The 21,692-nt window shown below is 61.5% G+C and carries 27 protein-coding genes; 17 read left to right on the top strand and 10 right to left on the bottom strand.

What is annotated here, in order from left to right; genetic code table 11:
• Positions 1 to 24: 24 nt before the first annotated feature.
• Positions 25 to 1,104: a 4-oxalomesaconate tautomerase gene (locus tag CAG44_RS22065; protein WP_085692992.1), complete on the bottom strand. Its 1,080-nt coding sequence runs from the start codon at positions 1,102 to 1,104 to the stop codon at positions 25 to 27.
• A gap of 147 nt (positions 1,105 to 1,251) precedes the next feature.
• Between CAG44_RS22065 and CAG44_RS22060 the strand changes: the two genes are divergently transcribed.
• Positions 1,252 to 2,145, top strand: coding sequence for a LysR family transcriptional regulator (locus CAG44_RS22060; RefSeq protein ID WP_013972231.1), 894 nt, complete (start codon positions 1,252 to 1,254; stop codon positions 2,143 to 2,145).
• 60 nt (positions 2,146 to 2,205) lie between these two features.
• On the opposite strand, the gene tcuB is transcribed toward CAG44_RS22060, so the two are convergent.
• The 3 genes from tcuB to CAG44_RS22045 all read right to left on the bottom strand — a co-directional run bounded on the left by tcuB (position 2,206) and on the right by CAG44_RS22045 (position 5,891).
• Complete coding sequence (gene tcuB, locus CAG44_RS22055) at positions 2,206 to 3,387, bottom strand: tricarballylate utilization 4Fe-4S protein TcuB (RefSeq protein ID WP_025339498.1); 1,182 nt, start codon at positions 3,385 to 3,387, stop codon at positions 2,206 to 2,208.
• Entirely contained in the window at positions 3,368 to 4,822 is a 1,455-nt protein-coding gene (gene tcuA, locus CAG44_RS22050) for an FAD-dependent tricarballylate dehydrogenase TcuA (protein ID WP_025339499.1), read from the bottom strand. The genes tcuB and tcuA overlap by 20 nt, the downstream gene beginning before the upstream one ends.
• 148 nt (positions 4,823 to 4,970) lie before the next feature.
• Positions 4,971 to 5,891 (bottom strand): LysR family transcriptional regulator, encoded by a 921-nt coding sequence (locus CAG44_RS22045; RefSeq protein ID WP_025339500.1) that lies wholly within the window; start codon positions 5,889 to 5,891, stop codon positions 4,971 to 4,973.
• 425 nt (positions 5,892 to 6,316) lie between these two features.
• Between CAG44_RS22045 and CAG44_RS22040 the strand changes: the two genes are divergently transcribed.
• The 6 genes from CAG44_RS22040 (at position 6,317) to CAG44_RS22010 (ending at position 11,190) form a co-directional block, all read left to right on the top strand.
• Positions 6,317 to 6,673, top strand: a complete 357-nt coding sequence (locus CAG44_RS22040; protein ID WP_025339501.1) for a metalloregulator ArsR/SmtB family transcription factor — start codon at positions 6,317 to 6,319, stop codon at positions 6,671 to 6,673.
• A 30-nt stretch (positions 6,674 to 6,703) separates the two neighbouring features.
• Positions 6,704 to 7,420 (top strand): arsenical resistance protein ArsH, encoded by a 717-nt coding sequence (gene arsH / locus CAG44_RS22035; protein WP_085692991.1) that lies wholly within the window; start codon positions 6,704 to 6,706, stop codon positions 7,418 to 7,420.
• A 23-nt stretch (positions 7,421 to 7,443) separates the two neighbouring features.
• Positions 7,444 to 8,448, top strand: coding sequence for an ArsJ-associated glyceraldehyde-3-phosphate dehydrogenase (locus CAG44_RS22030; protein ID WP_085692990.1), 1,005 nt, complete (start codon positions 7,444 to 7,446; stop codon positions 8,446 to 8,448).
• 9 nt (positions 8,449 to 8,457) lie between these two features.
• On the top strand, positions 8,458 to 9,711 hold the full coding sequence (arsJ, locus tag CAG44_RS22025) for an organoarsenical effux MFS transporter ArsJ (protein ID WP_085692989.1): 1,254 nt from the start codon (positions 8,458 to 8,460) through the stop codon (positions 9,709 to 9,711).
• 529 nt (positions 9,712 to 10,240) lie between these two features.
• Complete coding sequence (locus CAG44_RS22015) at positions 10,241 to 10,834, top strand: GNAT family N-acetyltransferase (RefSeq protein WP_170929327.1); 594 nt, start codon at positions 10,241 to 10,243, stop codon at positions 10,832 to 10,834.
• Positions 10,831 to 11,190 (top strand): cupin domain-containing protein, encoded by a 360-nt coding sequence (locus tag CAG44_RS22010; RefSeq protein ID WP_085588129.1) that lies wholly within the window; start codon positions 10,831 to 10,833, stop codon positions 11,188 to 11,190. Before CAG44_RS22015 ends, CAG44_RS22010 begins: the two co-directional genes overlap by 4 nt.
• A gap of 144 nt (positions 11,191 to 11,334) precedes the next feature.
• On the opposite strand, the gene CAG44_RS22005 is transcribed toward CAG44_RS22010, so the two are convergent.
• The gene (locus tag CAG44_RS22005) at positions 11,335 to 11,820 is read right to left on the bottom strand and encodes a glycine zipper domain-containing protein (RefSeq protein ID WP_085692986.1); all 486 of its coding nucleotides are present in this window, start codon (positions 11,818 to 11,820) and stop codon (positions 11,335 to 11,337) included.
• A gap of 373 nt (positions 11,821 to 12,193) precedes the next feature.
• Positions 12,194 to 12,877, bottom strand: coding sequence for a DUF2238 domain-containing protein (locus tag CAG44_RS22000; protein WP_085692985.1), 684 nt, complete (start codon positions 12,875 to 12,877; stop codon positions 12,194 to 12,196).
• Positions 12,878 to 13,100: 223 nt separating this feature from the next.
• Here CAG44_RS22000 and CAG44_RS21995 point away from each other — a divergent pair, with 223 nt between their 5' ends.
• Positions 13,101 to 14,321, top strand: coding sequence for a zinc-dependent alcohol dehydrogenase (locus tag CAG44_RS21995; protein WP_075045504.1), 1,221 nt, complete (start codon positions 13,101 to 13,103; stop codon positions 14,319 to 14,321).
• 288 nt (positions 14,322 to 14,609) lie between these two features.
• Here the strand turns inward: CAG44_RS21995 and CAG44_RS21990 are convergent, their stop codons facing one another.
• Positions 14,610 to 14,843 carry a PLDc N-terminal domain-containing protein gene (locus CAG44_RS21990; protein WP_085588123.1) on the bottom strand — a complete coding sequence of 78 codons (234 nt, stop codon included), beginning with the start codon at positions 14,841 to 14,843 and terminating at the stop codon, positions 14,610 to 14,612.
• A 187-nt stretch (positions 14,844 to 15,030) separates the two neighbouring features.
• Here CAG44_RS21990 and CAG44_RS21985 point away from each other — a divergent pair, with 187 nt between their 5' ends.
• The 8 genes from CAG44_RS21985 (at position 15,031) to CAG44_RS21955 (ending at position 19,203) form a co-directional block, all read left to right on the top strand.
• Entirely contained in the window at positions 15,031 to 15,534 is a 504-nt protein-coding gene (locus CAG44_RS21985) for a CinA family protein (protein ID WP_085588121.1), read from the top strand.
• Positions 15,535 to 15,558: 24 nt separating this feature from the next.
• Positions 15,559 to 16,065: a hypothetical protein gene (locus tag CAG44_RS21980; protein ID WP_085588119.1), complete on the top strand. Its 507-nt coding sequence runs from the start codon at positions 15,559 to 15,561 to the stop codon at positions 16,063 to 16,065.
• Between the two features lie 9 nt (positions 16,066 to 16,074).
• Entirely contained in the window at positions 16,075 to 16,518 is a 444-nt protein-coding gene (locus CAG44_RS21975) for a DUF421 domain-containing protein (protein WP_004376294.1), read from the top strand.
• A gap of 148 nt (positions 16,519 to 16,666) precedes the next feature.
• Positions 16,667 to 17,131, top strand: coding sequence for a hemerythrin domain-containing protein (locus tag CAG44_RS21970; protein ID WP_025339512.1), 465 nt, complete (start codon positions 16,667 to 16,669; stop codon positions 17,129 to 17,131).
• The gene (locus CAG44_RS21965; protein WP_025339513.1) at positions 17,131 to 17,376 is read left to right on the top strand and encodes a hypothetical protein; all 246 of its coding nucleotides are present in this window, start codon (positions 17,131 to 17,133) and stop codon (positions 17,374 to 17,376) included. Before CAG44_RS21970 ends, CAG44_RS21965 begins: the two co-directional genes overlap by 1 nt.
• Positions 17,377 to 17,420: 44 nt before the next feature.
• Entirely contained in the window at positions 17,421 to 17,564 is a 144-nt protein-coding gene (locus CAG44_RS28860) for a hypothetical protein (RefSeq protein WP_158091154.1), read from the top strand.
• Positions 17,565 to 17,650: 86 nt separating this feature from the next.
• Entirely contained in the window at positions 17,651 to 18,760 is a 1,110-nt protein-coding gene (locus tag CAG44_RS21960) for a mechanosensitive ion channel family protein (protein WP_085588117.1), read from the top strand.
• A 26-nt stretch (positions 18,761 to 18,786) separates the two neighbouring features.
• On the top strand, positions 18,787 to 19,203 hold the full coding sequence (locus CAG44_RS21955) for a hypothetical protein (protein ID WP_085692984.1): 417 nt from the start codon (positions 18,787 to 18,789) through the stop codon (positions 19,201 to 19,203).
• A gap of 18 nt (positions 19,204 to 19,221) precedes the next feature.
• Here the strand turns inward: CAG44_RS21955 and xth are convergent, their stop codons facing one another.
• Complete coding sequence (gene xth / locus CAG44_RS21950) at positions 19,222 to 20,016, bottom strand: exodeoxyribonuclease III (protein ID WP_085692983.1); 795 nt, start codon at positions 20,014 to 20,016, stop codon at positions 19,222 to 19,224.
• Entirely contained in the window at positions 20,013 to 20,255 is a 243-nt protein-coding gene (locus CAG44_RS21945; protein ID WP_003257678.1) for a hypothetical protein, read from the bottom strand. Before CAG44_RS21945 ends, xth begins: the two co-directional genes overlap by 4 nt.
• A 328-nt stretch (positions 20,256 to 20,583) precedes the next feature.
• Here CAG44_RS21945 and CAG44_RS21940 point away from each other — a divergent pair, with 328 nt between their 5' ends.
• Positions 20,584 to 20,778 (top strand): hypothetical protein, encoded by a 195-nt coding sequence (locus CAG44_RS21940; RefSeq protein WP_178076936.1) that lies wholly within the window; start codon positions 20,584 to 20,586, stop codon positions 20,776 to 20,778.
• A gap of 298 nt (positions 20,779 to 21,076) precedes the next feature.
• On the opposite strand, the gene CAG44_RS21935 is transcribed toward CAG44_RS21940, so the two are convergent.
• Entirely contained in the window at positions 21,077 to 21,691 is a 615-nt protein-coding gene (locus tag CAG44_RS21935) for a hypothetical protein (RefSeq protein ID WP_085692981.1), read from the bottom strand.
• Between the last annotated feature and the right edge of the window lies 1 nt (position 21,692).

Raw genomic sequence — 21,692 nt, 5'->3', positions numbered from 1 at the left:
ACAGGTCTGGACTACCGCCTGAACCTACCCCGCCAACCTGCGGAATGTAGGCGCGTAAACGAAGCCTGAGAACAACCGCCGGGCGGTTCGCACCACAGAGGCCTGAATCGTCTTGCCATCTGCACCACTGCGCGACAGCGCGACATCGATACCGCCGCTTGGATGTTCCAGACGCACTTCGGTCAACTGCACGGCGCCCTCGCCCAGCAGATCGCCGATCACCGTACCTGGGCTGACGCAGGCAGTCGCCAGCCCTATCGCTCCGGTGATGGCCAAGGCGCGGTGGCAGTTGTGCGGCATGAAGTAGCGGACCTGCAACGTGCCGTCATAACGGGGCTTGGACACCAGAACAGGCTTGGGGATGACCATACCGCTGACATCACCCAGGCCCATGGCCTTGCCGGCTTTCAGCCGCAACGCCTCGAGGCGCTCGAGCAGTTCGCCGTTGGCGTCGAGTTCGGCCGGGGATTCCGAGCCGGTGACGCCCAGCTGGCTGGCCTCCACCACCATCATCGGCATGGCCATGTCGATGCAGGTGACCGCAACGCCGTCGATCACATCCTTGGCCTTGCCGGTCGGGAACAGCTTGCCGGTCTTGCTGCCGACCGCGTCGAGGAAGGTCAGGTGCACCGGAGCGGCAGTGCCCGGTACGCCATCGATCGCCGTGCGGCCTTCATAGCGCACGATGCCGCCGGGGGTTTCCACCAGCGAATTGACGAAAGTGCCGGTGTTGAGGTTGCGAATACGCACCAGCGTCTTGCCGTCCTGACTTTTGACAAGACCTTGCTCGATGGCGAACGGGCCAACGGCGCACAGCATGTTGCCGCAGTTGGGCGCGGTATCGACCCGGCGCTGGGCGACCATAACCTGCACGAACAGGTAGTCGACGTCGGCGTCGGCATGCAGCGAGGGGCTGACAATCGCTACCTTGCTGGTCTGCGGGCTACCGCCACCGATGCCGTCGATTTCCAGTTCATGCCCGGAACCCATCAGGTTGATCAGCAATTCGTCGCGTTCGACCACATTGGCAGGAAGGTCCCATGCGTGGAAAAAGGGGCCCTTGGAGGTGCCACCGCGCATGAGTACGCAAGGAATTCGTTGCATGATTTCGCACTCTTGTTGATCAATGGACATCATTGATGCTGTGGACAAAAGATTGACAGGGATGGATAAATCAATCCAATGCAAATATCGTAGCTATTGTTGCGATCCAAGCATCAATTCAGAACTGACTGCCAAGAGCGATCCGAGATGGAATATGAGCTGCAAGACATACGATCTTTCGTGAAAATCGCCGAACTCGGCAGCTTCCACGAAGCCGCAGAAGCGTTGCACCTGTCGCAGCCCGCCTTGAGCCGGCGGATCAAGAAGCTCGAGGAAGGCTTGGGCACTTCGTTGCTGGAACGCACTACTCGTCGCGTCAGCCTGACCAGCGTCGGGCGTGACTTCCTGCCCAAGGCCAGGCGCCTGCTGGATGACTTCGAGGACTCGATCCTGAGCATTCGCGAACTCGCAGAACGACAGACCGGCCAGGTAACCCTCGCCTGTATTCCGACTGCAGCGTTCTATTTCCTGCCGTCGGTGATCCGTGACTACAACGAGCAATACCCCAAGATCCGCATTCGTCTGCTGGACCTCAGTGCCAACGACGGGCTCGAAGCCGTACTGCGCGGTGAAGCCGATTTCGGCATCAACATGATGAGCGGCCAGCACCCGGACATCGAGTTCGTCTCCCTGGTACAGGAACATTTCGTACTGGCCTGCCGCAGGGACCACAAGCTGGCGAACCGTGAGGCCGTCACCTGGACAGAACTGGCCGACTACCGCCTGATCGGCGTAGGCCGGCTCAGCGGTAACCGGATGCTGCTGGACCATGCCCTGTCCGGGCTCAACCTGCGGCCCAAGTGGTTCTACGAGGTTCAGCACCTGTCCACCTCGCTGGGCATGGTCGAGGCCGGGCTGGGCGTATCGGCCATGCCCAGCCTGGCCATGCCCAGCGCCGACCACCCGACGCTGGTCAGCGTGCCGCTGATCGAACCCCAGGTAACCCGCACCCTGGGGTTGGTCTACCGCAGAGGGGCGTCGCTGTCGCCGGCAGCGGAGAAGTTCGTGTCGATCCTGCTGGACAAGTGGCCCAACCGTTGAACGAAATGCCTTGCTTCCGGCTCGGCACGGCGCAGGGGAAATACAGGCTGAGTTCATGGTTCACTCCCCGCCCAGGCCCAGCTTGTTGGGCCGGCGCTTCTCGATTGCAAACTTGAGCAGTGCCGCGCTGCGGAACAGGCCATGGGCAAACTTGCCATAGGGCAGCGTGATGAACAGCGCCATCACCGTCCCCAGGTGAAGCGCCAGCACGATCGCCATCGCTGCGGTATCACGCAGGCCCAGCAAGGCGAGGCCTGTGGCGCTGACCAACAGCAGAAGCAGAATGAAGGCGCGGTCCATGGGGCGCTGGGCCACATCGCCCTGCTCCGGCGCCCTGCGCAGGTTCAGCGCCAGCAACCCGGCCGGCCCGACAATCAAGCCAATTCCGCCCAGGGTTCCGAGCAACACCGGTGCGCTCAACAGCGGGTACGGCGCCTGCTGGCCCAGCAGATAGTGATACCCGGTGGCGACCACCGTGGCGGCAAAGCACAGCATGAAGCCGTAGAAGGTGAAGTGATGGAAGCGACGGCGCCAGAGCGTGTAGCGATCATCGGCGTTGTTGCAACCTTGGCCGTGCCCGCCGTCCAGGTATTTCAGGGTCAACGCCGCGCTTGATGCCTCAAGCACAGCCCCTTTTGCCGGTTGCGCCAGCGCCTCGGCAGGCGAGACCGAACGCCAGAAGCGACGTACCGCCACCGCCAGAGCCAAGCCTGCAGCGACAAAGACGCTACCGAACATCAGCGCCAGGGTGTTGTGCGGGAAGACCGCATAGAAATTCCCAGCCAACCGCCCGGGCAGCAGCGTGCCGTTGACGAACAAGGTCAGCAGCAGGAACAGCGACAAGGCTACGGCCAATGCACTGGCGACATAGGTGCCGTTGTGCCTGTACAGCCGCCCGAAGAGGGCCGGCCAGGCGTACTCGGCGTATGTCTGCCCGCGCACCTTGGCCATCGCCTGGGGCACGTTCACCGCGAATTCGTGGGGCTGCGCGTACTGGCAGGCATGCAGGCAGGCGCCGCAGTTGTGGCACAGGTTGGCCAGGTAATGGATATCTGCCTTGCCGAACTCCAGCCTGCGGGTCATCGCCGGGAAAACGGCGCAAAAGCCCTCGCAGTAACGGCAGGCATTGCAGATCCGCATTTGCCGGTCCACTTCCTGCTCCTCGACGTTCAACACCGGGATCAGTTCGAGGGCCGGCCCGGCGGTGTCAGGCTGGCGTGGCTCAGGCAGTTGCGCAGTCATGGCTCTTCTCTTTTTCTGGATGTTCGTAACCCGCCGCCGCAGCAGCGCTGGTTCCGGCGATACGGCCGAAGGCGGTGCCGATGGACATGCCGACGCCTGCGGTGTAGCCCTTGCCCAGTACATTGCCCGCCATCATTTCACCGGCAACGAACAGGTTCGGGCTGGGACGCCCGTCGAAATGGACGGCGGCGGTTTCATCGGTGCGCAGCCCCAGGTAGGTGAAAGTCACGCCAGGGCGCAGCGGGTAGCCGTAGTAGGGGGGCGTATCGATCGGGCGCGCCCAGTGGCTTTTCACCGGTTCCAGGCCAACGGTGTGACAGTCGTCCAGCCGGGTGTGGTCGAAAGTGCCCACCTGGCAGGCTCGGTTGTAGGCATGCACGGTTTCGAGGAAGGCCTGCACAGGCAAACCGAGCAGGCCGGCCAACGCCTCCAGGCTATCGGCGGTGGCGCCCGGGAAAACCGGTGGCATGAAGCGCCCGAGGGCTTTCTGGTCGATGATAGAGAACCCCACCTGCCCAGGCTGATGCGCCACCAGGCGCCCCCAGATGGCATAGCGCTTGGGCCAGAAATCCTCGCCTTCATCGTAGAAGCGCTGGCCATCGCGGTTGACCACCACGCCCAGCGACACACAATCGATGCGCGTGCAGATGCCGCCGTCGTACAACGGCGCACGAGCATCGATCGCCACCATGTGCGCCTGGGTCGGGTCGCCAATCGTGTCGGCGCCCTGTTCGATCATGCGGCGCAACAGCACACCGTCATTGAAACGCGTACCACGGATAAGGAAGTTGTCCGAAGGCCACTCCCCTCGCTCGTTCTGCCCCCACGCTTCGCGCAACCACTCACGGTTGGACTCGAAGCCGCCGGCGGCAAGCACACAGGTACGCGCCTCGATGCGCTCGGCAGGCAGTTGTCGCCCCTGAACCTCGCGTGTCGGCACATGGGCCGCAACGAAGCGTCCGTCTCGCAGTTCAATGTCGGCTACCGGTGTGTCGTAGCGTATCTGTACGCCAAGGTTTTCGGCGCTGCGGAAGTAGGCATTGACCAGCGCCTTGCCGCCGCCCATGAAGAAGGCATTGGTCCGTGCGGTGTGCAGCGCACCAGACAACGAGGGCTGGAAATGCACGCCATGCCGGCGCATCCACCCACGGCAGCTGGAGGATGCGCGAATCACCAGGCGCGCAAGCTTTTCGTTGGTCTGGCCACCTGTGACCTTCAGCAGGTCCTGCCAGAACTCCTCTTCCGGGTACGCCTCGAGCAGTACGTCCTGGGGGCCATCATGCATGCACCGCAGGTTACGCGTGTGTTGTGAGTTGCCACCACGCCAGGCGCGGGGTGCGGCCTCGAGCAGCAGCACGCTGGCTCCGGCCTCTCGCGCCATCAGCGCGGCACAGAGGGCGGCATTGCCCCCTCCGATGACTAGCACATCGATCATTTCGCCTCCAGATCACGAAGAGCCGAATGTTCGGCTGCTCCTCGTGACCGGGGACTTTAATGAGCGCCCGCAGACCGCGAAACGCGATGGTCGGGGGGAGGCATTCAGTTTTTCTAAAGGGGCTGGATGAGCGTACCCAGAATCCGGGTCAAAGCAGCCGGGCCCCAGGCCATCGGCCCTGTTCCACCAGATCCCGAGCGACCTCCTGCAGTACGATCCGCGTTGCCAGCGCTGCCGGCGAGAGCTCGTCATCGGTCAGGCTGACAATGACATTGCGACGCTGCGCCTGTGCTTCATCGATGGCAAACACGCGCAGGCCCGCCTGATGCGCCCGGGCCACCGTCGCGCCGGGCTGGATGGTGGCGGCATGGCCCGCACACACGCAATCCATCAACAGCGACAAACCATCGACTTCCATGACGATGCTGGCCTCCAGCCCTGCCCGCTCGAAAATCGAGCGCAACGTCGTTCGCAGACCGTGTTGCGTGCTTGGCATAACCAACGGCAGCGTCGCGATCTGTTGCAACGTGAGCGACTCGCCCCAGCCGTCCTTGACCAGTGGCGCGGGAACCAGCACGAACAGCCGCTCCGTCAGAAGCGCCCGTACCTCCAGCCGCGGCCCCGTCTCTGCCTGGAACAGCACCGCCAGGTCGAGGTGCCTGGCATTGAGCTGGTTCATAAGATAACCAGACAGCATCTCCACCAGGTGCAGCCGGATGTCGGGATAGCGTTCGCGCATCCTGTCGATCAACGCCAAGCCAAGGATCGATGCAGTGGTCGGTGCCAGCCCCACGCTGGCATAGCCGCTCATGCGACCACTTTGTGCCGCCAGGACAGCATGCTCCGCCTGACGAAGCGCCAGGCGCGCATGGTATTCGAAGGCCAGTCCGGCCGCGGTCGGCGCTACGCCGGTGCTCGAACGCGTCAAAAGCCGGGTACTCACCTCGCTCTCCAGCTTCGACAGTTGCTGGCTCAGTGCGGAGGCGCCGACCCCGAGCTCGACCGCCGCCCTGCCAAGGCTGCCGTACTCCAGAACACTCAGGAAATAGCGAAGCTGACGTAACTCCATACAGATCTCTTCAACGATGGGGGCAGGCCTGGAGCATGTTAAACGTATTTGCACAGCGTGGGCGGTCAAGCCTTGATCGACAGGACGCTACGGTGGAACGGACTGGCCCGCCCTCATGGAACTGCATATAGCTGGATGATTGAGCAGGGCCTCTGTGGGAGCGGGCGTGCCCGCGAACACCGGCGCAGCCGGTGCCAACCACCGCGTTGAATTTTCGCGGGCACGCCCGCTCCCACAGAGGCCGCGTCGCGCTTGCGAATTGAGTTCTCTGCGCGACAGCGCAGCCCAAAGGGCTGGGCGATCTCCTGCAAGGCCTTCTTTTCGTCTGCAGAAATCAATCTGGCAGGCCTTGCAATACATGCGAAAAATCGTATATTTGAAAAACCATATATATCAAGCATGAAAAGCAAACACCGAGAACTGCCATGACTGACTCGCTGACCCCGACCCAGGTCTTCAAATGCCTCGCCGACGAGAACCGCATTCGGATGATGCTGCTGATCGCTCGTGAGGAAGAGCTGTGCGTCTGTGAACTGATCTGCGCCCTGGAAGAAAGCCAACCCAAGGTTTCCCGCCACCTCGCACAACTGCGCACCTGTGGCCTGCTGGAAGACCGCCGTCAGGGCCAGTGGGTTTACTACCGCCTGCATCCAGAACTGCCCACCTGGGTACGCGATGTCCTGGTAACAACGCTGGGGGCCAATCGCGAATGGTTGAGCACCAGCGCCAAACGACTGGACACCATGGGTGACCGCCCTCAGCGCGTGGCTACCTGCTGCTGACCATCCATCACTGCCCTGCAGAGTGAAACCATGACCGAACACCACATTCCCAACATCGACAACGACCTGGTCGATGTGCCGACAGCCGAGAAACTGGCGATCGAGCAGCAGTCCACCCACAAGCCTCGCATCCTGCTGCTGTACGGCTCGACCCGCGAACGCTCCTTCAGCCGCCTGCTGACCGAAGAAGCCGCCCGCCTGCTGGAGCACTTCGGTGCCGAGACGCGAATCTTCAACCCGTCCGGCCTGCCATTGGCGGATGACGCGCCGGATGACCATCCGATGGTCAAGCAGCTGCGCGACCTGGTGCTGTGGTCGGAAGGCATGGTCTGGTGCTCCCCGGAACGTCATGGCGCGATGACTGGTGTGTTCAAGTCGCAGATCGACTGGATCCCCCTGAGCATGGGCGCCGTACGGCCGACCCAGGGCAAGACCCTTGCGGTCATGCAGGTATGCGGCGGTTCGCAGTCGTTCAACGTGGTCAACCAGTTGCGCGTGCTTGGCCGCTGGATGCGCATGTTCACCATCCCTAACCAGTCGTCCGTGCCCAAGGCCTACCTGGAATTCGACGAAGCGGGCCGCATGAAACCGTCCCCGTACTACGACCGTGTCGTCGACGTCATGGAAGAACTGGTGAAGTTCACCCTGCTGTTGCGCGACCGCGCCGACTACCTCGTCGACCGCTACTCCGAGCGCAAGGAGTCGGCCGAGGAACTGTCCGGGCGTGTCAATCAACGATCCATCTGAAGTCACAACTCGAGAACAAGACCATGGCAATCAAAGTAGGCATCAATGGGTTTGGCCGTATCGGTCGCCTGGCGCTGCGCGCGTCCTGGGGCTGGCCGGAATTCGAATTCGTCCAGATCAATGACCCGGCCGGGGACGCCGAGACCCACGCCCACCTGATCAACTTCGATTCGGTCCACGGCCGCTGGCAGCGTGAAGCCGGGGCAGAAGGCGACTCGATGGTGATCGAGGGCAAGCGCATCAAGGTCACCGCGAACAAGAACATCGCGGACACCGACTGGTCGGGCTGCGACCTGGTCATCGAGGCCAGCGGCAAGATGAAGTCGGTAGCGGTGCTCCAGGCCTACCTGGATCAGGGCGTCAAACGCGTGGTGGTCTGCGCTCCGGTGAAGGAGAAAGGCGCGCTGAACGTGGTGATGGGCGTCAACCAGCACCTGTTCGACCCGGTGCAGCATCGTATTGTCACCGCCGCCTCCTGCACCACTAACTGCCTGGCCCCGGTGGTCAAGGTAATTCACGAGCACCTGGGCATCCGCCACGGCTCGATCACCACCATCCACGACCTGACCAATACCCAGAGCATCCTCGATACACCACACAAGGACCTGCGTCGCGCCCGTGCCTCGGGCATGAGCCTGATCCCGACCACCACGGGTTCGGCTACCGCAATCGCCGAGATCTTCCCCGAACTACGCGGCAAGCTGAATGGGCACGCCGTGCGAGTACCGCTGGCCAACGCCTCGCTCACCGACTGCGTGTTCGAGGTGGAGCGTGAGACGACGGTTGCCGAGGTCAATGCGCTGCTGCAAGCCGCTGCCGAAGGGCCGCTCAAGGACATCCTGGGCTACGAAGAACGCCCTCTGGTGTCCATCGACTACCGCACCGATCCACGGTCTTCGATCATCGACGCGCTGTCCACCATGGTGGTCAATGGCACCCAAGTGAAGATCTACGCCTGGTACGACAACGAGTGGGGCTACGCCAACCGTGCAGCTGAACTGGCACGCTTGGTCGGCGCAGCGGAGTAACCGGCGATCATGAAGGCGTTGTCAGCCCTGCCTGCACAAGTGCGTCAGTACCTGCTGGTTACCGGCAACTACTGGGCCTTCACTCTCACCGACGGCGCATTGCGCATGCTGGTGGTACTGCACTTCCATTCGCTGGGCTACACGCCGCTGCAGATTGCGGCGCTGTTCCTGTTCTACGAAGTGTTCGGCGTGATCACCAACCTGGTGGGCGGCTACCTCGGCGCCCGCCTGGGGCTCAACCGCACCATGAACATCGGCCTGGGCATGCAGGTGCTGGCCTTGCTGATGCTCACGGTGCCAGCAGCCTGGCTGACAGTGCCCTGGGTGATGGCGACACAGGCGCTGTCCGGCATCGCCAAGGACCTGAACAAGATGAGCGCCAAGAGCTCCATCAAGCTTCTGGTGCCGAACAGCCAGCAAGGCACCCTGTACAAGTGGGTAGCCATTCTCACAGGTTCGAAAAACGCGCTAAAGGGTGTGGGTTTCTTCCTTGGTGGTGCCCTGCTCGCCCTGCTCGGCTTCACCCTGGCGGTGCTGGCCATGGCGGCGGTACTGGCATTGATCTGGATCGGCAGCCTGATCCTGCTGAAGAAAGACCTGGGCAAGGCCAAGGCCAAACCGAAGTTCCGCGACATGCTGTCCAAGAGCCGGGCCATCAACATTCTCTCGGCCGCACGGCTGTTTCTCTTTGGCGCCCGTGACGTCTGGTTCGTCGTGGCTTTGCCGGTATATCTGAGCACGGCTTTTGGCTGGGACTTCTGGCTGGTCGGCGGCTTCCTGGCTGCCTGGATAATCGGCTACGGCATCGTCCAGTCGCTTGCGCCCCACATCACTGGCAAGAAACGCGGCCATGTGCCTGACGGTCGCGCGGCCTTCATCTGGGCGATTGCCCTTGCCGGGCTGCCGGCGCTTATCGCCCTGGGCCTGTCGGCAGGCTGGTCGACGCAGGTGGTGCTTCTGGGCGGGCTGATGCTGTTCGGCGTGCTGTTCGCCGTGAATTCGTCGCTGCACAGCTACTTGATCGTCAGCTATGCCAAGGAAGACGGGGTATCGCTGGATGTGGGCTTCTATTACATGTCCAACGCGCTAGGGCGGCTGGTCGGTACGCTGCTTTCCGGCTGGGTATTCCAGACTTACGGGCTGGGAGCCTGCCTGTGGATCTCCACAGTATTTGTTCTGCTGGCTGCCCTGATTTCTATCGCATTGCCAAGGCATGCTGCCGGGGTGCTCCAGGCTAGCGAAGAGGAAAAGGTAAAGGGGTGATCCACAGCTGCCCACAATCGATCCTTGTCTGTCGTTCTGCCCAACAGAAATCATTGTGGGAGCGGGTTCACCCGCGAACACCGGCACAGCCGGTGCCATCCACCGCGGCGCCTGCTTCGCGGGTAAACCCGCTCCCACAGAGTACGCGTCGCGCTTACAAAATCAGTTAGACCCAGCGCGGACACTGATCCACGCTCTGTTGCTTGTAACGGCCTCTTCGCAGCACAAGGCTGCTCCTACAAAGGACGCATCAGATGAGCGATATTTGTTCTCTGCGCGACAGCGCAGCCCAAAGGGGCTGGGCAATCTTCCCCGGGAATATCACCAGCCTTCATGCATGCGCTGTACCTGTGGGAGCCGCGCTTGCCGGCGATGGGGGGAATGCCTTTGCGCATGGGACAGCGTCGCACACCGTGCTGACGGTGTTCGCCCACAGCATGATGGGCACCGTTCAACCCGCCTACCCTGCCTCCCTGCCAAAGGCGTAATCCTTGAAAACTGACCACCCGATCCCATGGGAGCACTGTACATGCCTATCGACTTCAGGCCCGCTCAAGCCTCGGACGCGCATGATATTGCGCGCTTCTTTCAACTGACATCGGAGGGCATGGCCGATTACATATGGAGCAAGCTTGCCGCACCTGGGGAAGCATTGCTGAGCGTCGGTGCGTCTCGCTATGCCAGGGAACAGGGCGACTTTTCCTACAAGAACTGCCTGATGGCCACCTCCGAGGGGCGTGTCATCGGCATGATGCATAGCTATGCCTTGCGCGAGACCCCTGACAGGCCTGTCGAGACAGACCCGGTCCTCGCGCCTTATTCCGACATGGAAATACCCGACACCTTGTACATATCCAGCCTGGCCCTGGATGAGGCCTGGCGCAGCCAGGGGCTGGGCGTCCAGTTTCTTCGCCACGCCCAGCAGCGCGCCGAGGAGTCGGGCCTGAATGGGCTATGCCTGATCGATTATGCAGAAAACCACGGTGCACGCCGCTTCTACGAACGTCACGGTTTTCAAATTGTTAAAACCTGCCAGATCGTTCCGCACCCGATGCTGGGCGTAACCGGTGAAGCCTATTTGATGTATCGCCCTAACCAAAACGTGCTCGAGAAAAAGCCATGAACAAGAAACTGACCGTGTTCCGCGAACTGGATATCCAACCGATACGCGACCTTCCCTTTTTTGAAGAGGTGGTGGAAGGCACCCCTCATACGCTGACGTCCAAGTACTATCACGATGAACAGCAAGGTCGCATTTCCGGAGAATGGGAAGCCAGCACCGGAGCGTGGCGCATCGACTACAAGGTTTGGGAGTTCTGCCATGTCCTGAGTGGATGCTGCGTCATCGAGCTTGAGGGTTGCGCCCCGGTCAAACTGGCCGCTGGCGACACATTCATCATCGAACCGGGTGCCAAGGGCAAATGGACCGTGCTGGAAGACATGAAAAAGAACTTCGTGATCCTCTTGCCAGCGAACTAGACACGGCAGGCCACAACAGCCCCCTACCTCATGGCTGCGCTGTCGCGCATGGAACAGAGCCTTTGTGGGAGCGGCCTTGTGTTGCGAAAGGGCCGCAAAGCGGCCCCAAGCAGGTAAAGAATCAGCGTAACCGCCTCGGCCGGATCAGTCGTCGTGGCGGTGTTTGTTGCGCCAGCCGTAGTGATGGCCACGGTCGTGGCGGTGGCGACGCCAGCCCCGATCATCGTCATCGTCGTCATAATCACGATAGCGATGCCCGCTCTCGTCATCGTATTCCCGGCCCATGTGGTTGCCCAAGGCACCACCCACACCGCCACCGGCTGCTGCGCCGATCATGCTGCCAGTGGTGCCGCCCATCTGGCGACCCACCACGTTGCCGCCAGCTGCACCCAGTGCGCCGCCAATGGCCGCCTCGCCACGGCTGTGCTTGTCGGCACCCACCGCACCACCGGCCGCGCCCCCCAGGCCGGCGCCGATTGCCGAGCCGGTGCTGCCGCCGATCGACTGGCCGACTACCGAGCCCAATACTCCACCCAATGCGCCACCTATACCTGCTCCGGTATTGCCGCCTGCCGACGCAACGCCGCTCAGCAGGCCAAGTGACAACAAGAGAATCGAGGAGTACTTCATATGTGAAAGCCTCAGAGGGATACGGAGGCGATCCTGAGGCTCTGCACAGGGCCTTACAATGGAAATCCGACGAGTGACACGACTTGGAGAAATTCTCCAACTTACTGTTTTCCCAACGGAAACTTTAGGGATTTTCGCTGGTCACAGGCTGATTGCGAAAGGCCTTTCCAGTGATGGAGAGGCCTTTTGAAGTTCTGATCGCGCTGGATACTGCCTGCTGGCCTTGTAGGAGCGGCCTTGTGTCGCGAAAGGGCTGCGAAGCAGCCCCAGCAACTTATGCGTCTGCGCCGAAACCCTGGGGCTGCTTCGCAGCCCTTTCGCGACACAAGGCCGCTCCTACACAGCGATAAGTCCTGCCCCGTCAGCTGTGCCTCTACTCCACAAACACTACTTTTCTACCCCAAAGCTTGCGTGACCCAAACCACTGGATCAACAAGGTGAAAAGTGCGCCGAGCAAAGCCAAGGCCATGTCCTTTTGCGCATCCCAAGGGTCTTGCTGGGTCGCGAGAAAGGCTTGTGCCCGGTCATCGCCCAGGTATTGGCCGCCTATCCATTCCAGCAGTTCGTACAGCGCCGATGTCGCAAGCACGAAAGAAACAGCGCACAACGCCAACCAGCCGCCCCGCAAAAGGGCCTGGCGCTGGAGCAGTTCCCTGATCGGCAAGACGAACAGAAGGCCGTAGCTCAGATGCACCAAACGATCGAACTGGTTGCGTTGCCAGCCCATCCAGGCATTCAGAGAGTGATCGGTAAGCGCACGCAGCCAAGCGTCATAGGGAATCTTGGCATAGGTGAAATGCGCGCCTAGCTCATGAATCGCCAGCATCACCATGATTGCCAGGTAGGCATGCCACGAAAAGCGCCAATAGCGGCTGGTTGCAGCCAAGGTGAGCAGGAGTGCCAGCGGCAAAACGTTTTCCAGCCACCAATCTGCACGGTCATGCGGCGCAACTCCCGAGGCAAGCACCATCAACGTGGCCGATGCCAGCAAGCCCGCAACCTGCCTTGGCGTGGCCGACGGGGCAAAGCTTGTTTGCGACGCTGGATTATTGTTCATGGCTTTACGCTCGGCTTGAGCACGGTTGAGCCTGACAGGGCAGCTAAAGTTTCCTCCGGTAGCTGTTTTCAGCTGATGCCATGTCACCCCCAGCGACTTCGTTACGTTGGCTGGGGCCGGTTGCACTGAAACTTGCCAGTGGATGATTCCAGCTGAACTTTACCTCCCCCCTTGGCTTCCCCTGCATAGACCACCCGGACCCGCCACTGCAGGAGATGAACCAATGAGAGCACTGACATATCACGGAACCCAGGACGTCAGGGTCGACAATGTCCCCGACCCGATCATCCAGGACGAGGACGACATCATCCTCCGGGTCACCGCTACCGCCATCTGCGGCTCCGACCTGCACCTCTACCATGGCAAGATTCCACAGACCGAGCCGGGTGATATCTTCGGCCACGAGTTCATGGGCATCGTCGAAGATACCGGCCGCGGGGTGACCAACCTGCAGGTCGGTGACCGCGTGGTGATTCCCTTCGTGATCGCCTGCGGCAGCTGCTTCTTTTGCCAACTCGACCAGTTTGCCGCTTGCGAAACCACCAACACCGGCCGCGGTGCAATCATCAACAAGAAAGGCATCCCGCCCGGGGCCGCACTGTTCGGCTATAGCCATCTGTATGGCGGCGTGCCCGGCGGCCAGGCGGATTTCGTGCGGGTGCCCAAGGCCAACGTCGGCCCGTTCAAGGTGCCTACCGCCCTGCCGGACGACAAGGTGCTGTTCCTCTCGGATATCCTGCCAACAGCCTGGCAGGCCGTTACCAATGCGCAGGTCGGCCCCGGCTCGACAGTAGCCATTTATGGCGCCGGGCCAGTCGGCCTGCTGAGCGCAGCCTGCGCGCGCATGCTGGGCGCCCAGACCATTTTCATGGTCGACGACAATGACTACCGCCTGGCGTTCGCTCGCGACGCCTACGGTGTGGTGCCGATCAACTTCGAGCAGGATGATGACCCGGCCGACAGCATCATCCGCCTGACCCCAGGCATGCGCGGCGTGGACGCCGTCATCGATGCGGTCGGTTTCGAGGCCAAGGGCAGTACCACCGAAACAGTACTGACCACGCTGAAGATCGAGGGCAGCAGCGGCAAGGCGCTGCGCCAGAGCATCGCCGCGGTGCGCCGGGGCGGCGTGGTCAGCGTGCCTGGAGTCTATGCGGGTTTTATCCACGCCTTCATGTTCGGTGATGCCTTCGACAAGGGCCTGACGTTCAAGATGGGCCAGACCCACGTGCAGAAATTCCTTCCTGAACTGCTCGAACATATCGAGGCCGGGCGCCTGGAACCGGAATTGATCGTCACCCACCGTCTGGCCCTGGAAGAAGCGGCGTTGGGTTACAAGTTGTTCGACCAGAAGCAGGACGACTGCCGCAAGGTCATCCTCGTGCCGGGCGCTGCCGCCGGTACATTGGGACCTGACCATGCATTCGGGGGGATACAGCGATGATCGAACTGCCCATGACTCATTGAATTAGCAGGGACCCTGTGGGAGCGGCTTTAGCCGCGAACACCGGCGCAGCCGGTGCCATGCACCGCGTTGAATTTTTCGCGGCTAAAGCCGCTCCCACAGGTTACGCGGACCGCTTGCGTTGCGTTTGATCACGAGCTGTTTTCTGCGCAGTGGAATCATGGGGCGTGCCAGTTGACCCATCAGGACGCTGCGCATCATTGTCCCGTTCTTCTTCACCTTGGGTTCCGCCGCGAGGTGTCTCCGATCCTTTCTTCATTTCCCCTCCTACCCCTTGCTATGTTCAGGCGACGACGGCCCAGTACCGCGTTTGATTCCACGCGGTCCAAGCACGCCCCAGATGGCAAGGCCGACAATGGGCAGCGCCAACAGCAACAGTGCCCACATCGCCTTCGTCACATCGCTCTTGTCACTGCGGAGAACACTGACGATGGCCCACAGATCGAGCAACACAATGATCGCCGCCACCGCGATCCAGAAATACGTCACAGGCTCGGTCATGATCGCTTCTCCTCCGGTTGTTCCGGCAGCAGCGCGTGGCCCGCGCTACCACCCTACTACCCAGAGGAAGCCAGCAAGCGGAACAAAGTTCAGGAAGCTTTCCCCACCATTGATGGGTGGTACACAAGCAATGAACCAATCCCGCAGGAAACACGTCCACCAAAAAACAACGCACGAGTGACCGGCCATGACGACCGACCCCGTACTCGAGGCCCTTGATTACCTCAAGGCCCACAAGCTGGTGCTGACCACGGCAGAATCCTGCACAGCCGGCGCCATGGTTGCGCTGCTGGCAGCAGTGCCGGGGACCGGTGAGGTACTGGAAAGCGGCTACGTGGTGTACTCGCCCAGTGCCAAGAAACGCCTGCTCGGCGTCAGCCCGCAGACTATCGAACGCTACGGCCTGACCAGCGAGGCGGTAGCCTGGGAGATGGCGCTCGGCGCATTGAAAGACAGCGACGCCACCGTCGCCATCGCCAGCACGGGTGTCGCCGGGCCGGAGCCGCAGGATGCCATCGCCCCGGGCACGGTGTGCTTTGCCTGGGCCTTTGCCGGCGAGCCCTTGGCCGTGTTCACTCGCAGCCAGCGCTTTTTTGGCGAGCGCGCGGAGGTAATCCGCCAAGGCGCGCTCTACGGGTTGTCGCACCTGGCCCATTACCACCAACGCTGGCTGCGCGGTGAGCGCGCCTGAGGGGCTACGTGAAGGGCTACGAGCATGGACGAAGACGAGTTGGCTTCAAGGCACCACCCCGTCGAAGAAGACATGCGAATGCAGCAGCGGGTCTGGCGTTTCGAACGGGTGGGATGGTACGCGCTGGTGCTGGTCGTGCTGCTGGGCCTGGCCGGGTTGTTCGGCAACGGTCCGCTCAGTGACGCCCAGGTCATGAGTGAGGACGGCCGGGTGCATGTGGAGTATCAGCGCCTCAGCCGCAGCGGCACCACCGACAACCTGCGCATCACGGTTCGCGGTACTGCCGGGGAGCCTGTGATGTTGTTGCTCGGGGGGACCCTGCTACGCGAAGCCAGCATCGAAACGCTGCAGCCAGAGCCGCAAGTGTCGCGTTCCCATGGCAGGTCGCTTCTGCTCCAGCTTGGCACCAGCAAAGAGGGTATCGCCACCCTCTACCTCACCCTGCGCAGCGAATACGTCGGCACGCTCGAAGGAGTTGTCAGCGCCGGCCCGGGCAGCGCAGTGCATTTCTCGACCTTTCTCTACCCGTAGGAGCGCGACATGGACTCCATTCTCCGTGCGACAGGCATGTACATCGCGCTGATGCTGCTGTTTCGCGTGGCTGGCAGGCGCTCGCTGGCAGACTTGACCACCTTCGACTTCGTCCTGCTGCTGATCATCGGCGAAGCAACCCAGCAGGCATTGCTCGGCGAGGACTTCTCGTTCACCAACGCCATGCTGGTGATCGCCACACTGATCGTCCTGGATGTCGGCCTGTCGCTGGCCAAGCTCAACTCCAAGCGCTTGGCCCGGCTGGTCGACGGCCACGCGACACTGGTCGTGGACCATGGGCGCTTTCTCCACCACCGAATGCGGCGGGCGCGGCTGACCGAAGACGACATTCTCGAATCGGCGCGGGACAGCCAGGGCATCGAAAGCGTCGGGCAGATCAAGTTCGCCATCGTCGAGCGCAACGGCAAGATCTCGATCATCCCGCAGGAGTGACCCTGCCGGGCTGGTGCAACCTGCGTGGTTCCTTGTGGGTGCAGCCTTTCGCGAAACCAGTACGTTGATCATCCGCTTTGAACCTTGGCGCGCGGGCCCTACTCCATCGAAGGCAATCGTGATTTTTCCAGCCCCTAAGAGGTGTTGCATGAACGCTATCGATTTGTTGATCCAGGACCATGAGCTGGTGAAGAAGCTGCTGGAGGAACTGTCCTCCACCACTGAGCGCGCAGTGAAGAAGCGCGCCGAGTTGCTCGAACGCATCAAGCAGGAAGTAAGCATCCACACCGCCCTGGAAGAAGAGCTCCTGTACCCGGCCATCAAGCAGGCCGGCGGCAAGGAAGAAGCGAAGATGTATTACGAAGCCAAGGAAGAGCACCGCACCGTCGACTCGCTGGTGCTGCCGGACCTGCTGCAAACCGAGACCGGTACCGTCGAGTTCGCCGGGCGGGTCAAGGTGATGAAGGAACTGCTGGAACACCATATCGAGGAGGAAGAAAGCGAGCTGTTCCCGACCGCCCGCAAGCTGCTGGGCAAGCAGGAACTGGATGAGCTCGGCCAGGCCATGGAAGCGCAGAAGAAACTGCTCAAGGGCGAACAGCGTGCCGCGTGATGGAGGCCTGGATCGACTTTCTTGAATGGCCCGCCATGGTCCTGACGGTACTTGCCGCCTGGTGCATCGGCTCACGGCGCCCAGGCCGGCGCAAGCTGGGTTTCTGCTGCTTCATTGCCAGCAACGTGCTGTGGGCCGCCTGGGGGTGGCAGGCGCAAGCCTGGGCGCTGATCCTCCTGCAGGGCTGCCTGTGCGCCATGAACCTGCGGGGCTGGAAGAAAAACACTGCCGTGGAGTCGGGCTGAAAGCCCGGCCCATGCCTGAAAGCCCAACGGCGAGGAGCCAGACCATGATCGAACCCAACACACCCGACCCGTACGTGGACGAAGTACCCCACAACCCAGGCGAGCCTGTGCCTGAACAGGAACAGGAGCAGGAAGCGCCCGACTGGCCCGAAGGCCAGGTGCCGCCAGAGGAGCAGTCCGACGGCTGAGGCTCACCTAACGAGTGGCGTTGCCTGCTTCGCCGGCAATGCCGCTCCCCCTGTCACCCAATCCTGCGCAAGGAGGCAAGTGTCTCATGAGTGATCGCATCATCGCCTTGTTCACCGATACCACACTGTTCGGAGTTTCCGTTCTCAATTTGTTGCTGGCACTGACGGTAGCGCTGCTGACATTCCTCGTGGCGCGGGCGGCCATCAGTTTCATGCTGCATCGTGTCAGGCGCTGGTCCGAGCGTGACGGTGCGCTCAGCCAGGTGCTGGCCAAGGTGCTCGCCGGGACCAGCAATTTTCTGCTGTTCCTTGCCTCGCTGCTGGTGGGCCTGAGCATGCTCGACCTGCCCGAGCGCTGGCTGACCCGGGTCGGTAGCCTGTGGTTCGTGGTCGCGGCATTGCAGATCGGGCTGTGGGCCAACCGCGCCATCGGCCTGGGCCTGAGTCGCTACTTCGCCCGGCATCGCACCGACGGCTTGAACCAGGGCAGCGCGCTGGCCACGCTGTCGGCATGGGGCGCGCGGGTGCTGTTGTGGTCAGTGGTGCTACTGGCGATGCTGTCCAACCTGGGCGTGAACATCACCGCCTTCGTCGCCAGCCTGGGGGTAGGCGGTATCGCTGTTGCACTGGCCGTGCAGAACATCCTCGGCGACCTGTTCGCCTCGTTGTCCATAGCCGTCGACAAGCCGTTCGAGGTGGGCGACTTCATCGTCATCGGCCCGCTGGCCGGCACGGTGGAGCACGTAGGGCTGAAGACTACACGCATCCGCAGCCTGGGCGGCGAGCAGATCGTCATGGCCAATGCCAGCATGATCAGCAGCACCATCCAGAACTACAAGCGCCTGCAGGAACGACGGATCGTGTTCGAGTTCGGCCTGTCGTACGACACGCCAACCGAGGCCGTGAAAAAGGCACCCGCCATCGTCGAGGAAGCGATCAAGGCACAACAGCAGGTGCGCTTCGACCGTGCCCACCTGCGCGGCTTCGGCAAGGAGGCGCTGGAATTCGAGTGCGTGTATATCGTCAAAGACCCGGGCTACAACCTGTACATGGACATCCAGCAAGCGATCAATTTCCACCTGCTCGAGCGCTTTTCGAAGGTCGGTGCAAAATTCGCCGTACCGGTACGCGCGATCAAGGTCACGGCCTTGCCAGAGGAATCGAAGCGCGGGCCTCAAAGTATTCACGTGGGGTAACCCGCCCCCGTGCATGTCAGCGCTCCATGCATTCCGTCGATTTCACGGCACGCCCGTGGGTGATGCAGGCCGAACAGAAGGTGACCAACCCGCAACGGAGTATCGCCATGAAGATCATGAAGCCTCATTCGTTACTGCTCGCGCTGTACCTGGGGGTCAGCGCACCTGTGGTGCTGGCAGCCACCGACCTTAACGATCAGCGTGCTCCTGGTACGCAGCCGCATGACAGTGGGCACATGAACGGCCAAGGCGGAGCGACCGGCTCCGGCACGCCTGCGGATGCCATGGGGACGGGCTCTGGCGGCACCGATAGCAATGATACTGACAATACCGGTGGCGATGGCACTACCGACCGATCGGGTAGTGACAGCAATGGATCGGAACGCGGCAACGGGACCGGAGGCTCCGGTGGTTCGGGCTCCAGCGGTAGTTCCGGTAGTTGAAGGTTCGCTCGAACTGCCCTACGGCCGACGACGCGTGCTCAGCTCGATCCAGACTGGTGCATGGTCGCTGGCCTTGGGTTCGTTACGCACCCAGGCATCGACACCAGCCCGCTTCAGGTAAGGCGCGAGCTCGGGGTTGAGCAGCAGGTGGTCGATACGCAACCCGGCGTTGCGGGCCCAGTGGTTGCGGAAATAATCCCAAAAGGTATAGATGCGTTCGTCCGGATACAGATGACGAATGGCATCGACCCAGCCTTGATTCAGCAGTTTCTGGTAGCACGCACGTGATTCGGGCTGCAGCAGCGCATCCTTCATCCAGGAGCGCGTGTTGTAGATATCCATGTCGGTAGGCACCACATTGAAATCGCCCGCCAGCACCGCGGGATGACCACTGTCATGCAGCCCTTTCACATGGGCGATCAGGCTTTCGAACCAGCGGAGCTTGTAATCGAATTTCGGCCCCGGTTGCGGGTTGCCGTTCGGCAGATACAGGCATGCCACCAGCACTCCCTGCACCGCTGCCTCGAGGTAGCGGCTCTGGTTGTCGTCCTCCATGCCAGGCAGGCCACGACGTACTTCCAGCGGTTCGCTGCCCCGCGCCATAATGGCCACGCCATTCCACGAAGGCTGCCCTTGGTAGAGGCATCCATAACCCGCCGCTTCGAGCGCCTGGCGAGGAAACTGCTGATCCGCCGCCTTGAGTTCCTGCAGGCAGGCGATGTCGGGCTTTTCCCGCTCCAGCCAGGCCAGCAGTGCCGGCAGCCGGCTACGAATGCCGTTGATGTTGAACGTGGCAATCTTCAGCGCTTTCATGCGTCGGGGTCGCTGACGTGGGCCTGCACGGCATCTTCCAGAGCACGCACATGGGCGTCATCGGCCAATGCCTTGAGTGCCAGCCAGTCGTCCCAATCGATGGCGCCATCGTCACGCAAAGCCTCGGCGGTGCGCAGCAGTTCATGGTGGTAGGCATCCGGCGACTCACGGCGGTAACTGATGTCGTCGTACTGGGCGTACCAGGCCTCGAGCTCGGGGATACTGCGTTCAATGCTCATAAGGGAGCCCTCACGGTGTCCTTTGCATTAAGAGCCTCAACCATGCAGCGACGTTCAAATCCAACGCTGATCGCTACGTTCTATGATCAAGCGGATCGATATCCTGGATCACTGAGCATCGTTTTTCATTGAATCACCGCGCCGTCACCATTAGCTCCACAAGCAACATCTGGAGCGGGTACATGGCTTCCCCCATTTTCAACTCAATGAGACAAGGCGCTGATGTAGCGGACCTTGGCGATAGAGTTTCCATCGTTTCTTGCGCAGCCATCGACGCCCTAGGGCTTGCACCATGAACTGCGGCCCATTCTGGGTGATCGTATTCTTCGTGCTCATCAACAACGGCTGCTCGCTGCTGGGCTTCGGTGAAGGCTCGGTGGGAGGTGTGGCGCGGAGTATCGAGTCGCGAACGGAAATCACCATCGCCACCACGCTGCAACGAGCGCAAAAAACCAATGCAGGCGGCCTGCCGCCTGACGATGGGCAACTGCTACCGGCGATATTTCAATTGGTTCGCGCCTGACCCGTCAGCGGATGGGGCTGGTTCGCAATCTTGGTAGAAGTGAAAGTCCTGAAATTTCTCGACTGCCTGTTCCGGCCCTTTCGCGGGCACGCCCGCTCCCACAGAACTGCACATAACTCATTGAATTAACCGGGACCTTGTGGGAGCGGGCGCGCCCGCGAAGAGGCCGGATCAGGCGACACATCACTTCGGGCCTTTACCAACCGCCAGCCGAACCGCCCAGAGGCTGCGCCTGAAACGAGCTCGCCGCGAACCAGGTTTCCCGGCTCGCGGCGTAATTGAAGCGTTACTCAGGCAATCAGGTAGGAATGCCAGCCAGTCGCCAGACAGGCGCCGGAACCGGTTCGGCCTGGCTGCGGTTGCGTGCCCACTGGGTCAGGGCAGCCATCATGGCAAAGCCAAGCAGGATCAGTACCGGATAAGCCAGCAGCAACTCGGTCAGCGAGTATTTCCAGGCCAGTGGCCGGCCAACGCCCAGCATGGCTGCATACAACCAGGACACACCCGACAGCGCGCCGGAGAACAGTGCGAACATCCGCACGCCAAAATTAAGGTCCAGCAAGTTGCCCGCTTTGAGCAGGGCAGGCAATACATAACGATGCAACAGCATGCCATTGAAGGTCAGCAACATGACAATAATGACCTTCGCTTGAAGTTTCGGATTGGCAAAATAGTTCATACCTTTATCAAGGTAGTCAATTCCAATCACTGCGGCGCCCGTGAGCCACAAGAATATCAGGGCATTGGCCACGGACTTCTGCAAGCTCGTCATATGCTTACTGTCATGCCCGGCCTCTTTTTGACCTTTCAACAAGTTCCTGACCATCTCGGCGTCACTGGCGAATACCAGGCCGATGGCAATGCAACAGGCCAGTAAATGAACGTAAATCACCGACAACCGCACCAGCTCCATG

Origin of the sequence: Pseudomonas sp. B13(2017) (assembly GCF_002113245.1) — a bacterium.
Taxonomy (GTDB): Bacteria; Pseudomonadota; Gammaproteobacteria; order Pseudomonadales; family Pseudomonadaceae; genus Aquipseudomonas; species Aquipseudomonas putida_Z.
Note: the sequence above shows the minus strand (reverse complement) of the source record. Positions and strands in the feature narration are given on the sequence as shown.

Bases quoted from the DNA above. Each gene is read 5' to 3' on its own strand.
- CAG44_RS21985 (WP_085588121.1), top strand. From the start codon at position 15,031: ATGACGACCGACCCCGTACTCGAGGCCCTTGATTACCTCAAGGCCCAC.
- tcuB (WP_025339498.1), bottom strand. From the start codon at position 3,387: ATGACTGCGCAACTGCCTGAGCCACGCCAGCCTGACACCGCCGGGCCG.
- CAG44_RS22000 (WP_085692985.1), bottom strand. From the start codon at position 12,877: ATGAACAATAATCCAGCGTCGCAAACAAGCTTTGCCCCGTCGGCCACG.
- CAG44_RS21935 (WP_085692981.1), bottom strand. From the start codon at position 21,691: ATGGAGCTGGTGCGGTTGTCGGTGATTTACGTTCATTTACTGGCCTGT.
- CAG44_RS22005 (WP_085692986.1), bottom strand. From the start codon at position 11,820: ATGAAGTACTCCTCGATTCTCTTGTTGTCACTTGGCCTGCTGAGCGGC.
- CAG44_RS21980 (WP_085588119.1), top strand. From the start codon at position 15,559: ATGGACGAAGACGAGTTGGCTTCAAGGCACCACCCCGTCGAAGAAGAC.
- CAG44_RS22030 (WP_085692990.1), top strand. From the start codon at position 7,444: ATGGCAATCAAAGTAGGCATCAATGGGTTTGGCCGTATCGGTCGCCTG.
- CAG44_RS21990 (WP_085588123.1), bottom strand. From the start codon at position 14,843: ATGACCGAGCCTGTGACGTATTTCTGGATCGCGGTGGCGGCGATCATT.
- CAG44_RS21995 (WP_075045504.1), top strand. From the start codon at position 13,101: ATGAGAGCACTGACATATCACGGAACCCAGGACGTCAGGGTCGACAAT.
- CAG44_RS21945 (WP_003257678.1), bottom strand. From the start codon at position 20,255: ATGAGCATTGAACGCAGTATCCCCGAGCTCGAGGCCTGGTACGCCCAG.
- CAG44_RS28860 (WP_158091154.1), top strand. From the start codon at position 17,421: ATGATCGAACCCAACACACCCGACCCGTACGTGGACGAAGTACCCCAC.
- CAG44_RS21965 (WP_025339513.1), top strand. From the start codon at position 17,131: ATGGAGGCCTGGATCGACTTTCTTGAATGGCCCGCCATGGTCCTGACG.
- CAG44_RS22060 (WP_013972231.1), top strand. From the start codon at position 1,252: ATGGAATATGAGCTGCAAGACATACGATCTTTCGTGAAAATCGCCGAA.
- CAG44_RS21955 (WP_085692984.1), top strand. From the start codon at position 18,787: ATGCATTCCGTCGATTTCACGGCACGCCCGTGGGTGATGCAGGCCGAA.
- CAG44_RS21975 (WP_004376294.1), top strand. From the start codon at position 16,075: ATGGACTCCATTCTCCGTGCGACAGGCATGTACATCGCGCTGATGCTG.
- tcuA (WP_025339499.1), bottom strand. From the start codon at position 4,822: ATGATCGATGTGCTAGTCATCGGAGGGGGCAATGCCGCCCTCTGTGCC.
- CAG44_RS22010 (WP_085588129.1), top strand. From the start codon at position 10,831: ATGAACAAGAAACTGACCGTGTTCCGCGAACTGGATATCCAACCGATA.
- arsH (WP_085692991.1), top strand. From the start codon at position 6,704: ATGACCGAACACCACATTCCCAACATCGACAACGACCTGGTCGATGTG.
- CAG44_RS22045 (WP_025339500.1), bottom strand. From the start codon at position 5,891: ATGGAGTTACGTCAGCTTCGCTATTTCCTGAGTGTTCTGGAGTACGGC.
- CAG44_RS21970 (WP_025339512.1), top strand. From the start codon at position 16,667: ATGAACGCTATCGATTTGTTGATCCAGGACCATGAGCTGGTGAAGAAG.
- CAG44_RS22040 (WP_025339501.1), top strand. From the start codon at position 6,317: ATGACTGACTCGCTGACCCCGACCCAGGTCTTCAAATGCCTCGCCGAC.
- CAG44_RS22015 (WP_170929327.1), top strand. From the start codon at position 10,241: ATGCCTATCGACTTCAGGCCCGCTCAAGCCTCGGACGCGCATGATATT.
- CAG44_RS22065 (WP_085692992.1), bottom strand. From the start codon at position 1,104: ATGCAACGAATTCCTTGCGTACTCATGCGCGGTGGCACCTCCAAGGGC.
- CAG44_RS21960 (WP_085588117.1), top strand. From the start codon at position 17,651: ATGAGTGATCGCATCATCGCCTTGTTCACCGATACCACACTGTTCGGA.
- xth (WP_085692983.1), bottom strand. From the start codon at position 20,016: ATGAAAGCGCTGAAGATTGCCACGTTCAACATCAACGGCATTCGTAGC.
- arsJ (WP_085692989.1), top strand. From the start codon at position 8,458: ATGAAGGCGTTGTCAGCCCTGCCTGCACAAGTGCGTCAGTACCTGCTG.